We start from the raw sequence: 12,367 nt of genomic DNA, 5'->3' as shown, positions 1-12,367 counted from the left end.
GGCCCTCACGCCGTCTGTCTCCGGCCCCGCCGGCCGTGCGGCACGACCACCGGTCCGCGACGTCCGTCAGAGCACGGCGATCCCCAACGGCCGCTCCCCGGCAGGGAGGCGGCGGGTCGCGCCGCTCGCGAGGTCGACGACGGTGATGCCGTCCCAGTGGCCGTCCCGCGTGAACCCGCCGGAGACGTACGCGGTCCTGCCGTCGCGGGACACCGCCACCGACTCGTGCGGCCCGTCCAGGGGGACGACGCGCTCGCGGCCGTCGGGCGCCCGGACCGTGAGCGAGGCGCCCGCGTCCTCCTCAGGGTCGATCGGACCGGTGCCGACGACCAGCAGCGCCCCGTCCGGTGCGACGGCGACGCCGTGCTGGTGCGTGTCGGCCGTCATCGGCTCCACCGTCGACTTCCCGGTCCGCGGGTCCAGTACGACCAGCCGCTCGCCCTCGAAGGGCAGCAGCAGCCTGCCGTCCGAGGGCCGTACGGCGGCGTAGTGCGGCTTCAGCCAGGAACCGAGCCCGCCCTCGGTGCCGTACGGGGCCACCTCGATGCGGCGGGGGCGCAGCGAGCCGGCGTCCACCACGGTCACGTCGAAGGAGTCGTGCCCGGTGGCGTACACCTCGCGGCCGTCGGCCGAGACGTCCACGTCGAAGGGGCGGCGCCCGACCGGGACGGTGTCCGTGACCTCCAGGCGGGCGGTGTCGACCACCTCCAGGACGCCGTTGCGGCCGGGGACGTTCACGCCGACGAAGGCGCGGCTGCCGTCGGGCGACAGCGCGATGCCCATGCCGCCGCCGCGGTACTCCCCCGTGTCCGGGCGGCCGGTGGCGGTGCGGTACGGAACGAGGGCCGACCGGGTGCGCGTACGGGTGTCGACGACGGCGACGCCCTCCGCCGTCGCCACCCAGGCCCGTCCGTCCGCGCCGAGGGCCAGGCCGTACGGGGCCGTGCCGACCCGTACCGAGCCGGTGGCGCCGCGCACCGGGTCCACGAAGGTGACGGTGTCGGCGCCGAAGTCGGCGACCAGCAGGGTGCCGGGGGCCGGCGGCGCGGCGGGGGCGGGCACGGCACGCGTCGGCGCCGGGGCCGTGGAGTCCTCCGCGCCGTCGGCGGGCGTACAGGCGGAGAGCAGTGCCGCCGCGGCCAGGACGGGGAGCAGCAGGACGCGGGCGGGACGGCGGGGCCTCACCGGCCGGCTCCGGCCGTGGGGTCCGTGGGGCCGGCGGGGCCGGCGGAGTCCGGGGAACGCTCAGCTCCCGCAGGGTTCGCGGCGCCGGCCGGGCCCGTGCGGCGGGCGGTGACGGCGCGGAGGAAGTCCGCGATGCCGGTGAACCCGCGCCGCTCGGCGTGTTCGAGGGCGGTCACGCCGTCGTGATCGGCGAGGAGGGGGTCAGCACCGGCCGTGACCAGCAGTTCCACGATCTCCTCGTGCGCGGGTCCGCCGTCGCCGAGGATGACGGCCTCCAGGAGCGCGGTCCAGCCGAGCCGGTTGACGTGGTCGACGTCGATGTCGGTCTCCCGCACGACCGCGCGCACGTACTCGACGTGGCCGCGCTCGGCGGCCGGGATCAGGCTGACACCGCCGTAGCGGTTGCGCAGCCGCAGGTCGGGGCCGGCCGCCAGGAGGGTCCGCATCATCGGGACGCTGCCGGTGACGCCGGTGACCAGCCAGGGGCTGTCGGACCGCTGGTCCTGGGCGTCGGGGTCGGCCCCCGCCCCGACCAGGGCCCGTGCGGTGCCGACGTGGTCGCCGAGCGCGGCCAGCAGCAGCGCGGTGCGGCCGTGCGGGTCGCGGGCCTCGATCGCGGCGCCGTCCCGCAGGGCGGCCGCCACCGCGGCGGTGTCGCCGTCGGCGGCCGCGGTGAGCAGGCGCGCGTCGTGTGCGTTCATGGTGGTCGTCCCCGGTGCTGTCGACGGTCGGCGGCGCGCCGTGGGGCGCGCGGTCCGGGCGGGTGCCCGCCGCAACCATCCTCGGCGGCGGGGCAGCCTCCGGGCCTCCCCGGACCGGCTGGTGCCCGTGCGCGGCCCGGTGGACCCGGGGGTCATCCGATCGGCTGACCCGGGCCCGGCCAATTCCGGCTGACCGGGCGCCGCCGGCTGCCCGCTCCGGCCCGTCGGGCCCCCCGGCCGCCCGCTCAGCGGCTGCGCGGCGGCGCGGTCGCCTTCAGCTTGGCCCAGACGGTGTTCAGGGCGTCGATGTCCGACCGTTCGAGGCGGTCGTCGAAGGCCTCGGCCAGCGCCTGGCGGCGGGTGGCGTCGGCCTCCGCGAAGGCCTTGCGGCCCTCGGCGGTGAGGGCGATGCCGACCGAGCGGGCGTCGGTGACGGAGGGGACGCGCTCGATGAGGCCGCGCGCCTGGAGGGCGTCGAGGACCCGGGAGACCTGGCTGCGGCTGAGCAGGGTCCTGGCGCCGAGCGAGGAGGGCGCGACCGGGGCCGTCTGGGCGTTCAGCCAGAGCATGACCTCGAACCAGGAGAGCGGCAGGTCGTGGGCGCGGGTGAGCGCCTGGTCCACCCGGGTGGTGAGTGTCGTGCCCGCCCAGACCAGGCCGTAGAAGGCGTGGTCCCGGTCGGAGAGTTCTCCCAGGGTGATGTCCTCGCGGCTCATGATCCCCAGTTTACCGGCTTGCGTGCGCGTGCACACAAACCTAGGATGTGTGCGTGTGCACGCAAGTAGCGATTGCTTGCGGTATACCCCTGTTTGTTTGCCATTGAGGCGAACCGAATCCAGAAGGAGTCCCCCGATGACCCGCACCCCCGACAGCACCGACAAGGTCGTCCTGATCACCGGCGCCTCCTCCGGCATGGGCCTGGCCACCGCGGTGGCCGCGGCGCAGGCCGGCTGGCGGACCGTCGCCACCATGCGCGACCTGGGCAAGGCCACCGCACTGCGCGAGGCCGCCGAGGCGGCGGGCGTCGCCGACCGGGTGGACGTGAAGCGCCTCGACGTGGTGGACACCGACACCGTGACCGCCTGCGTCAACGCGGTGATCGCCGAGTACGGGCGGCTGGACGCGGTGGTCAACAACGCCGGGGCGGGCCGCGTCGGCACCCTGGAGCAGGCCTCCCTCGGCGACGTGCGCGCCACGATGGAGGTGAACTTCTTCGGCGTGATCAATGTCAGCCACGCCGCGCTGCCGCACCTGAGGGCCGTCGGCGGCCGTCTGATCACCGTCACCAGCGTGGGCGGCGTGGTCGGCCAGCCCTTCAACGAGGCCTACTGCGCGGCCAAGTTCGCGGTCGAGGGGTTCATGGAGTCGCTCGCGCCGGTCGCGGCGACCGTCGGCGTGGACGTCACCGTGGTCGAGCCCGGCGCGGTGGCCAGCGAGTTCGTCAACAACATCGGCGTCGACGTGCCGGAGATGCTGAAGGCCGCCGGCCCGTACGCCCCCGCGCTGGAGGCGTACATCAACCGCACGATGCAGACCTTCACCGCCGCGCAGACCTCGGCCGAGGCGGCCGCGCCGGTCATCGAGGCGCTCACCGCCGAGCGGCCCGCCTTCCGCGTCCAGACCTCCGACTGGGCCCGCGAGTTCGTCTCCGGCAAGCTCGCCGACCTGGACGGCTCGGCGGTCGTCGGCATGACGCGGGGTTGGGTGGCCTGACCGCCGGGGAGCCATCACCCGGCGGCCGGCGCGGGCCGCCGCCGCGAGGGGTGACGGGAGGCCTGTGGACGAGGACCGGCGGCACCGGTGGGCCATCGGCGGCCACGAGTACGAGCGGCACGAGCGCCGGCGCGGGCGGCGGTTCGCGTACGAGGAGCTGTGCCCGGAGCGGACCGCGCTCGTGGTGGTGGACGTGGTCGGGTTCTTCGTGACGGGCAGCGCGTACACGGCCTCGGTGGTGCCGCGGGTACGGGAGCTCGCCGACGCGACGCGGGCGGCCGGCGGGACCGTCGCGTGGGTGCTGCCCGCCGTCGCGGCGCGTCCGGACCCGTGGGCGGTGGGGTTCTACGGGGCCCAGGCGGCCGAGGCGTACCGGCGGTCCGGCGGCACCGGCCCGCCCGCGGAGCGGCTGGCCGCGGGGCTGGTGCCCGGGCCCGGCGACGCCGTGCTGGAGAAGAGCGCACCCTCCGCGTTCTTCCCGGGGCGCTGCCCGCTGCCCGAGGTGCTGGCGGAGCGCGGGGTGGACACGGTCGTGGTCTGCGGGCTGGTCACCGACGTGTGCGTGGCCGCCACGGTGCGGGACGCGGCGACGCTCGGCTACCGGGCGGTGCTCGTCGCCGACGCCTGCGCGACCCGCAGCGATGCCGCGCACAACGCCGTACTGGAGACGGTCTACCGCAGCTTCGGCGACGTCCGGTCGACGGCCGCGGTGGTGGCGCTGCTGTCGGGCGGGGCCGCGGGGAAGGTGTAGTACCAGCCCTCCTGCCACCGGAAGGGCGCGTCCACCAGGTCCTCGATGGCGCCGCCGCCGAGCAGGCACTGGAGCGCCCAGCGGTTGGCCGAGTGGGCGATGAGCAGGACGCGCTGCCCGTCGTGGCGCGCGTGGAGGTCGGCGAGGAGGCCGGCCGTGGCCTCGATGACCTCCCGGTAGCTCTGGCCACCGCCGGGGAAGGGGGTGTCGATGTGCCGGGCCCGGACGGCGGCGACCTCGGTGACGGGGCGGCCGTTGAGCTCGCCGTAGTCGCACTCCCGAAGCCGCCGGTCCTGGCGGAGGGGAATGCCGGTGTCCGCGAACGCGATCCGCGCGGTCTCCACCGCCCGGTGCAGGTCGGAGGAGTACACGGCGGCGAGGCCGTCGTCGCGGCGCCGCTCGCCCAGACGGGCTGCCAGGTGGCGGCCGCGCTCGGAGAGGCGGCCCGGGAGCCGGCCGGTGGCGATGCCGCGCTCGTTGTCCTCCGTGATCGAGTGGGTCTCGTAGACGATCTCGACGGCCATGACGGTCTCCCCAGTGGTCGCGGGCCGGGCGGCCATCGTCCCGCGGCCGGCCCGTCCCGGGACAGACCGCCTCACGACGGACCGCCACACGACGAGCCCCTCACGACGGGCCACGGCGACGGGCCGCAGCGACGGACCACCCCGCGGCGGGCCGCGCCGGTCAGCGCTTCCGGGTCAGGGTGCCTGGCGCGCCGGCCGACTGGGCCCCTTCCGATTCGAGCTTCACACGGTCGGGTGCGCTCAGGGTCACCACGTACAGGTTGCCCTGGGGGCAGGTGAACGGGGCGGTGCTGTCGGTGGGATGGCTGGTGGCGGCCAGGAGGAACACGGTGTCGCCGCGGACCTGGCGGAGTTCGAGCGCCTCCGTGCAGCCCAGGTTCCGGCCGGTGCCGATCTCCTCCAGGTTGCTGACCTGACGCCCCACCACTTCGCCCACGGCGCCGCCCTGGAGGGTGACCGTGACCTCGAACTGCCGCGTCCGGGCCTGGGTCAGGCCGTCCGCCTTCGGCGTGCCGGGGCCGACCCCGGCCCAGGTGCCGACCCAGGACGCCGGGAGGGAGGCCGCGGTCCCCGGACCCGCCGCGGAGGGGGTGGGCGACTTCCCGCCCTTCGCGCCGGCGTCGCCGTCCCCGCCGTTCCAGGGGGAGGTGACGGCCAGCGTCACCACCACCGCGAGTGCGGCGGCGCCCGCCACGGCCGCGATCACCCGGCCCCGGGAGGACGGGGTCCCGGTCCCCGCCGGGATGCCGGGAACGGGCGGGGGTGCGGGCGCGCCGTGAGTCGGAGCGGGTGCCGGCGTGCCGGTGCCGGCGGGCGGCGCGGCAGGGTCGGACGGCGGCGAGCCGGGAGCCGTCGGCAGGCCGGGGACGGGAGTGGGTGCGGGCGTACCGGGAGCCACGGGCGCACCGCCGTCGGAAGCCGCCGACGCGCCGCCCGCGGGAGCAGGCCCGGGCCCGCCCGCCACGGGGCCGGGCGGCGGCGTACCGGGCGCCGTCGGTGTCGGCGCCGCGCCACCTTCGCCGCCCGGCGCGCCGGGCGGCGCCTCCGCGGCCCGCCGCAGCGGCGTCGTGAGCAGGTGCCCCAGCTCCTGTGCCCGGCGCGCGGCGTCCGCCGCCAGCGGGGCCGGAACCGCCGCGGCCCAGGTCCCCTCGGCCGCCGGACCGCCCAGCCGCGCGCAGACCTCCTCGGCGGTGGGCCGGTCCTCCGGTGCCTTGGCCAGGCAGTCCCGCACCAGGGGCAGCAGGGCGTCCGGCACTCCCGTGAGACCGGGCTCGTCGTGCACGACGCGGTACAGCAGGGCCGGCAGGCTCAGCTCCTCGGCGTCGGCCAGGAAGGGCCCCCGCCCGGTGGCCGCGTACACCAGCACCGCGGCCAGCGAGAACACGTCCGCCGGCGCCCCGGCAACCTCCCCGGTGGCCTGCTCGGGCGCGAGGTAGCCCGGCGTGCCGAGGACCGTGCCCGTGCGGGTGCGGCGCGGGTCCTGTACGGCGCGGGCGATGCCGAAGTCGATGAGGTACGGGCGCTCCGGGCCCAGCAGCACGTTCCCGGGCTTGATGTCCCGGTGCACGACGCCGACCGCCCGCACGGCGACCAGCGCCGCGGCCAGTTCCCGGGCCAGCGCGTGGACGACGGGCCCGGCGAGCGGCCCGTGCCGGCCCACCCAGTCGCCCAGCGAGGGTGCGGCCACGTACTCCGTGGCCAGCCACTGCGGTGCCGCGCCCGGCGGACTGAAGTCGACCACCGAGACCGTCCACGGGGAGCGCACCCGGTCGTTGGTGCGTATCTCCCGGGCGAACCGCTCGGCGAAGCCGGGCTCCCGGCTCAGGTCCCGGTGCACGGTCTTCAGCGCCAGGGGCCGGCCGGAGTGCGTCCTGGCCAGGAACACCTCGCCCATGCCCCCCGCGCCGAGCCGCGCCAGCAGGCGGTAACCGCCGATCTCCGACGGGTCGCCGGGCTCCAGAGACTCCACCAACTCCCCCTGCCCCCCTGCACCTTGCCGGCCCGAGCGGTCCGGGCCGTCCGGTGGTCACCTTAGAGGAAGCCCACGGCACCCCCTGCGGCACGCCGGCGACTGCGGACGACCGGGAGCGGGCCGGTGTGCCGACGCCGCTCCCCCGCCGGACGGCGCAGGGCGCCGGATTCGCCTACGTTGGACGTGTGGGTCGGCCCAAGACCGCCCTGGCGCTGCTGGTCGTGCTGTGCTCGGCCGTGCCCGGGTGGGCCCCGTCGGCGCACGCGACCGCGGGGTCCGCGCAGGTGGCCGCCGCCCGCGTGGGCGACCCGGCGACGCCCGTCCTCGCGGCCCGGGTGACCCCGGTGCCGCCGGAGTTCGTCGGTGCCACGTACCGCCCGGGCTGCCCGGTGCCGCCCGAGCGGCTCCGGCTGATCCGGATGAACCACTGGGGCTTCGACGGCCGGGTGCACCGCGGCGAGATGGTGGTCCACGAGGACGCGGTGGGCCCCGTGCTGCACGCCTTCGGCGAGGCCTTCCGGGACCGGTTCCCGATCCGCCGGATGCGCGTGATGGCCGCGTACGGGGGCGACGACCGGGCGGCGATGGCGGACGACAACACCTCCGCCTTCAACTGCCGCGCCGTGACGGGGCGGCCCGGGCGGCAGTCGCAGCACGCGTACGGCGACGCCGTGGACGTCAACCCCGCCGAGAACCCGTACGTGGACCGGAACGGGACCGTCCACCCGCCGGCCGCAGCCGGCCACCTGGTGGACCGGGAGCCGGCCCGGCCGGGGGTGATCCTGGCGGACGGTGCCCTGGCCACCGCGTTCCGTGCGGCCGGGTGGGAGTGGGGCGGGCACTGGAGCGACCCCGACTACCAGCACTTCTCGGCGAACGGGCACTGAGACCGGGGCGGTGTTCCCGGTCCCCGCCGATCGTGAGAACGCGCACATTTATGCCCTATTTCGGACTATTCACCTCATGCTGGTTCCTGGTCCGGCGCACGGGGAGGTGCGGGGGTGGCCACCGGACCCGTCCGTCGTGCCCGCAAGCACCAGGAGAGACATGCGACCCGTACCCCGTTGGGCGAACAACTGGCGGATCACCCTGCCCCTGGTGGGTGGAGCCGCCGTGCTCGGTTTCGGCGGCCTCTACGGCGCCGGTCTGGCCTTCGGGGCCGACGGCATAGCCGAGGGCACCACGGTCCGGGGCGTCGACATAGGCGGCATGAACCGTGCGGAGGCCGAGTCGGCCCTGCGCCACGGGCTCGGCGAGGCCGCGACCGCGCCCATGGCCCTGAAGGTCGGCGACCGGGTCGAGAGCGTCTCCCCCGCCGCCTTCGGCCTGTCCTTCGACCCCCGCGCCACGGTCGACCGCGCCGCCCCCTCGGGCTCCGACCCGGTCTCCGTGATCGGCCGCGTCGTCTCCCCGCCCCAGGGCGGGGCCGTGGAGCCCGTGGTCCACGTGGACCGGGCCGCCGGCACGGCCGCCGCGGAGCGTCTCGCCGCCACCGCCCGCCCGCCCCGCGACGGCGCCGTCACCTTCGAGGACGGCACGGCCCGCGCCGCCGCCCCCGTCACCGGCGTGACCCTGCGTGCCGACCGCGCCGCCGACGCGGTCCGGGCCGCCTACCTGCGCCCCGGCACCGGCCCCGTGGCCCTGCCCGTGGACGAGCAGGCACCGAAGGTGGGGGCCCAGGAGACGGAGCGGGCCCTGCGGGAGTTCGCCGAGCCCGCGATGTCCGCTCCGGTCACCGTGCGCCTCGCCGGGAAGCCCGTCACCCTCTCCCCCACCGTGCTGGGCAAGCACCTCACGTTCCGTGCCGACGCCTCGGGCCGCCTCGTGCCGCAGCTGGACACCGCAGGGCTGCTGGCGGAGCGCGAGGTCGCCCGTCAGGTCGCCGCGGCCGCTCCGGAGCCCCGGGACGCGACCTTCCGCGTCGACGCGAAGGGCCGTGCGGTCGTCGCCGAGGCGGGCCGGGCCGGTGTGCGCTTCACCGAGAAGGCCTTCGGCGACACCGTCCTGACGCTGCTGACGCGCTCGGGCGACGCCCGTACCGGCACGCTGGAGACCACGAGCGTGGAGCCCCGGCTCACGACCGCGGAGGCGCGGCGCCTGGGCATCCAGGAGAAGGTCTCCTCCTTCACCGTGAACTTCCCGGCGGCGCCGTACCGGATCACCAACATCGCGCGCGCCGTGGAGCTGATCAACGGCTCCGTGGTCATGCCCGGCCAGACCTGGAGCTTCAACGACACGGTGGGCGAGCGGACCAAGGAGAACGGGTTCGTCGACGGCATCATGATCAACGGCGGGCAGTACGTGAAGTCGCCCGGCGGCGGTGTCTCTGCCGTCGCGACGACCATGTACAACGCCGCGTTCTTCGCCGGCGTGAAGCCGGTCGAGCACGGCGCCCACTCGTTCTACATCGAGCGCTACCCCGAGGGCCGCGAGGCGACCGTCGCCTGGGGCACCCTCGACCTGCGCTGGCAGAACGACACCGGGCACGCGCTCTACGTGAAGGCCGAGTCGACGGACACGTCGGTCACCATCTCCCTGCTCGGCACCAAGCAGTACGACGAGATCCGCGCGACCAAGAGCGAGCGGACCAACGTGGTGCCCCCCGGCAAGCGGACCGGCACCGGCGAGACCTGCGAGGTGCAGACGCCGCTGGAGGGCTTCGACGTCAGCGTCGACCGCGTCTTCGTCCAGGGCGGCCAGGAGGTCAAGCGGGAGACCTACAAGACCCACTACACCCCGCGCGACGAGGTCACCTGCGGCCCGGAGCCGACGGAGCCGCCGAAGGCCGGAACCCAGGAGGCCGGGGCCCCGGCGGCCGGGACCGTGGAGCCGGGCGCGCCGGCCGGGACCGCCGCCGCGCCCGCGCCGAAGGCGTAGCGCGGGCAGCACAGCACGCACGGGCCACGAGGGGCCCACGGGGCCGTCGCGGCCGGCCGCCGGGTGAGCCGCGTCTCACCCGGCGGCTCCCGCTTGTCTATGCAACGAGTTGCATAAGAAGATCGACGGCATGGCGCTTGAGCACGCGATCCTCGTCTCCCTGCTGGAGAAGCCCGGCTCCGGCTACGAGCTGGCCCGTCGCTTCGACCGGTCCATCGGCTACTTCTGGACCGCCACCCACCAGCAGATCTACCGGGTGCTCAAGCGCATGGAGGGGGACGGCTGGGTCGACGTCCGGGACGTACCGCAGCAGGCCAGGCCGGACAAGAAGGAGTACTCCGTCGCGCCGGCCGGCCGCCAGGCCCTCGCGGCCTGGCTGCACGAACCGGTCCAGCCCGACAGCGTCCGCCACGAGCTGGCCGTCAAGATCCGCGGCGCGGCCTTCGACGACCCGGCGGCCCTGATCCGCGAGGTCGAGCTGCACCACCGGGCGCACGCCGACCGGCTCGTCCACTACCTCGCGGGAGAGCTGCGCGACTTCACCGGACCGGACGCCCCGGCGGCGCCCGGAGCCGCCCACGAGCTCCGGACCGGCGCCGCCCGCGAGCTCCAGCACGTGGTGCTGCGCGGCGGCATCGCGTACGAGCGGATGATGCTCGCGTGGCTCGAGGACGTGCTCGCCACCCTCCACCGGCTCACCGAGAGCTGACCCGCAGCGCCCTGCCCCCTCCGCTGCGCCCTCGATCCGCACCTCGAACCCGAAAGGCGAAGGTCCATGACCGACCCGCTGCTGTTCAACCCGCGCACCTACGACCCGGCGCACTTCGACCCGGAGACCCGCAGGCTGCTGCGCGCGACCGTCGACTGGTTCGAGCAGCGCGGCAAGCGCCGGCTGATCGAGGACTACCGCTCGCGCGCCTGGCTGGCCGACTTCCTGGCGTTCCAGGCGAAGGAGGGCCTGTTCGCGGCCTTCCTGACCCCGGCCGCCGCGGCCGGCGAGGGCGAGCAGGACAAGCGCTGGGACACCGCGCGCATCGCCGCCCTCAACGAGATCTTCGGCTTCTACGGGCTGGACTACTGGTACGCCTGGCAGGTGACCATCCTGGGCCTCGGCCCGGTCTGGCAGAGCGACAACGACGGGGCCCGCGCCCGGGCCGCCGAACTCCTGGCGTCGGGCGAGGTGTTCGCGTTCGGCCTGTCGGAGAAGACCCACGGCGCGGACATCTACTCCACCGACATGCTGCTGGAGCCGTCCGCCGACGGCGGCTTCCGGGCCACCGGCTCCAAGTACTACATCGGCAACGGCAACGCCGCCGGCCTGGTGTCCGTCTTCGGCCGCCGCACGGACGTCGAGGGCCCCGACGGCTACGTGTTCTTCGCCGCCGACAGCCGCCACCCGGCGTACCACCTGGTGAAGAACGTCGTCGACTCCTCGAAGTACGTGAGCGAGTTCCGCCTGGAGGACTACCCGGTCCGTGCGGAGGACGTGCTGCACACCGGCCGTGCCGCCTTCGACGCGGCGCTCAACACGGTCAACGTCGGCAAGTTCAACCTGTGCACGGCGTCGATCGGCATCTGCGAGCACGCGATGTACGAGGCCGTCACCCACGCGCACAACCGCATCCTGTACGGCCGTCCCGTCACCGCCTTCCCGCACGTCCGGCGCGAGCTGACCGACGCGTACGTCCGCCTCGTCGGCATGAAGCTGTTCAGCGACCGCGCCGTCGACTACTTCCGCACCGCCGGTCCCGAGGACCGCCGCTACCTCCTCTTCAACCCGATGACGAAGATGAAGGTGACCACCGAGGGCGAGAAGGTCATCGACCTCATGTGGGACGTGATCGCCGCCAAGGGCTTCGAGAAGGACAACTACTTCGCGCAGGCGGCCGTCGAGATCCGCGGCCTGCCCAAGCTGGAGGGCACGGTCCACGTCAACCTGGCCCTGATCCTGAAGTTCATGCGCAACCACCTGCTGGAGCCGGTCGAGTTCGCGCCGGTGCCGACCCGTCTCGACGCCGCCGACGACGACTTCCTGTTCCGCCAGGGTCCGGCCCGCGGGCTGGGGTCGGTGCGCTTCCACGACTGGCGGACCGCGTTCGACGCGTACGCCGAGCTGCCGAACGTGGCCCGGTTCCGCGAGCAGGCCGACGCCCTGTGCGACTTCGTGCGGACCGCGGCGCCGGACGAGGCGCAGAGCCGCGACCTGGACCTGCTGCTGGCCGTGGGCCAGCTGTTCGCGCTGGTCGTGCACGGCCAGCTGATCCTGGAGCAGGCGCGCCTGACCGGCCTGGACCAGGACGTGCTGGACGAGCTGTTCGCCGTGCTCGTACGCGACTTCTCCGCGCACGCGGTGGAGCTGCACGGCAAGGACTCGGCCACGGAGGCGCAGCAGGAGTGGGCGCTGGGCGCGGTCCGCCGCCCGGTCGTCGGCGCCGGCCGCTCGGAGCGGGTCTGGGCGCGGGTGGAGGCGCTGTCGGGCTCGTACGAGATGGCGCAGTAGCGCGGGAGTACCAGGACGGACGTGGGGGGGGGCCCCCGCAGGGCCGGCCCCCCCCGCGGGGCGGGGGGGGGGCGCGGGTGAGCGGGGCCCGGGCGGCCGGGTAAGCAGAAGGTGGAGCGGGGGGGCGACAATTACCAGGTACAG

At 75.3% G+C, this 12,367-nt stretch carries 11 protein-coding genes; 6 read left to right on the top strand and 5 right to left on the bottom strand.

Translation table 11 applies throughout. The features are described 5' to 3' along the window. Nucleotides 1-66 precede the first annotated feature (66 nt). The 3 genes from ACIQUQ_RS04550 to ACIQUQ_RS04540 all read right to left on the bottom strand — a co-directional run bounded on the left by ACIQUQ_RS04550 (nt 67) and on the right by ACIQUQ_RS04540 (nt 2,602). Nucleotides 67-1,185 (bottom strand): hypothetical protein, encoded by a 1,119-nt coding sequence (locus ACIQUQ_RS04550; protein ID WP_403971239.1) that lies wholly within the window; start codon nt 1,183-1,185, stop codon nt 67-69. Beyond that, nucleotides 1,182-1,886: an ankyrin repeat domain-containing protein gene (locus tag ACIQUQ_RS04545; protein WP_403971237.1), complete on the bottom strand. Its 705-nt coding sequence runs from the start codon at nt 1,884-1,886 to the stop codon at nt 1,182-1,184. Before ACIQUQ_RS04545 ends, ACIQUQ_RS04550 begins: the two co-directional genes overlap by 4 nt. Nucleotides 1,887-2,131: 245 nt before the next feature. Beyond that, nucleotides 2,132-2,602 (bottom strand): MarR family winged helix-turn-helix transcriptional regulator, encoded by a 471-nt coding sequence (locus ACIQUQ_RS04540; RefSeq protein ID WP_403971235.1) that lies wholly within the window; start codon nt 2,600-2,602, stop codon nt 2,132-2,134. Nucleotides 2,603-2,738: 136 nt separating this feature from the next. Between ACIQUQ_RS04540 and ACIQUQ_RS04535 the strand changes: the two genes are divergently transcribed. Together ACIQUQ_RS04535 and ACIQUQ_RS04530 are read left to right on the top strand one after the other, a co-directional pair. Beyond that, a complete protein-coding gene (locus tag ACIQUQ_RS04535) occupies nt 2,739-3,599 on the top strand; it encodes an SDR family NAD(P)-dependent oxidoreductase (protein ID WP_403971233.1) in 861 nt (286 codons plus the stop codon). A gap of 64 nt (nt 3,600-3,663) precedes the next feature. Next, complete coding sequence (locus tag ACIQUQ_RS04530) at nt 3,664-4,350, top strand: cysteine hydrolase family protein (protein ID WP_403971231.1); 687 nt, start codon at nt 3,664-3,666, stop codon at nt 4,348-4,350. Here ACIQUQ_RS04530 and ACIQUQ_RS04525 read toward each other — a convergent pair. Further along, nucleotides 4,272-4,874, bottom strand: a complete 603-nt coding sequence (locus ACIQUQ_RS04525; RefSeq protein WP_403971229.1) for a histidine phosphatase family protein — start codon at nt 4,872-4,874, stop codon at nt 4,272-4,274. The two genes, ACIQUQ_RS04530 and ACIQUQ_RS04525, sit on opposite strands and share 79 nt — an antisense overlap. A 160-nt stretch (nt 4,875-5,034) precedes the next feature. Next, nucleotides 5,035-6,843 (bottom strand): serine/threonine-protein kinase, encoded by a 1,809-nt coding sequence (locus ACIQUQ_RS04520; RefSeq protein WP_403971227.1) that lies wholly within the window; start codon nt 6,841-6,843, stop codon nt 5,035-5,037. Between the two features lie 188 nt (nt 6,844-7,031). Here ACIQUQ_RS04520 and ACIQUQ_RS04515 point away from each other — a divergent pair, with 188 nt between their 5' ends. From ACIQUQ_RS04515 to ACIQUQ_RS04500, 4 genes are all read left to right on the top strand, one after another. After that, nucleotides 7,032-7,733, top strand: coding sequence for a M15 family metallopeptidase (locus tag ACIQUQ_RS04515; protein WP_403971225.1), 702 nt, complete (start codon nt 7,032-7,034; stop codon nt 7,731-7,733). 160 nt (nt 7,734-7,893) lie between these two features. After that, nucleotides 7,894-9,723, top strand: coding sequence for a VanW family protein (locus ACIQUQ_RS04510; RefSeq protein ID WP_403971223.1), 1,830 nt, complete (start codon nt 7,894-7,896; stop codon nt 9,721-9,723). Nucleotides 9,724-9,853: 130 nt separating this feature from the next. Continuing rightward, the gene (locus ACIQUQ_RS04505; protein WP_403971221.1) at nt 9,854-10,432 is read left to right on the top strand and encodes a PadR family transcriptional regulator; all 579 of its coding nucleotides are present in this window, start codon (nt 9,854-9,856) and stop codon (nt 10,430-10,432) included. 66 nt (nt 10,433-10,498) lie between these two features. Beyond that, the gene (locus tag ACIQUQ_RS04500) at nt 10,499-12,223 is read left to right on the top strand and encodes an acyl-CoA dehydrogenase family protein (RefSeq protein ID WP_403971219.1); all 1,725 of its coding nucleotides are present in this window, start codon (nt 10,499-10,501) and stop codon (nt 12,221-12,223) included. Nucleotides 12,224-12,367 lie beyond the last annotated feature (144 nt).

Source organism: Streptomyces sp. NPDC101118 (assembly GCF_044759445.1).
In the GTDB taxonomy this organism is placed as follows: domain Bacteria; phylum Actinomycetota; class Actinomycetes; order Streptomycetales; family Streptomycetaceae; genus Streptomyces.
Note: the sequence above shows the minus strand (reverse complement) of the source record. Positions and strands in the feature narration are given on the sequence as shown.

Coding starts and splice junctions, on each gene's coding strand:
- ACIQUQ_RS04545 (WP_403971237.1), bottom strand. CDS start 1,886: ATGAACGCACACGACGCGCGCCTGCTCACCGCGGCCGCCGACGGCGAC.
- ACIQUQ_RS04540 (WP_403971235.1), bottom strand. CDS start 2,602: ATGAGCCGCGAGGACATCACCCTGGGAGAACTCTCCGACCGGGACCAC.
- ACIQUQ_RS04535 (WP_403971233.1), top strand. CDS start 2,739: ATGACCCGCACCCCCGACAGCACCGACAAGGTCGTCCTGATCACCGGC.
- ACIQUQ_RS04510 (WP_403971223.1), top strand. CDS start 7,894: ATGCGACCCGTACCCCGTTGGGCGAACAACTGGCGGATCACCCTGCCC.
- ACIQUQ_RS04505 (WP_403971221.1), top strand. CDS start 9,854: ATGGCGCTTGAGCACGCGATCCTCGTCTCCCTGCTGGAGAAGCCCGGC.
- ACIQUQ_RS04500 (WP_403971219.1), top strand. CDS start 10,499: ATGACCGACCCGCTGCTGTTCAACCCGCGCACCTACGACCCGGCGCAC.
- ACIQUQ_RS04525 (WP_403971229.1), bottom strand. CDS start 4,874: ATGGCCGTCGAGATCGTCTACGAGACCCACTCGATCACGGAGGACAAC.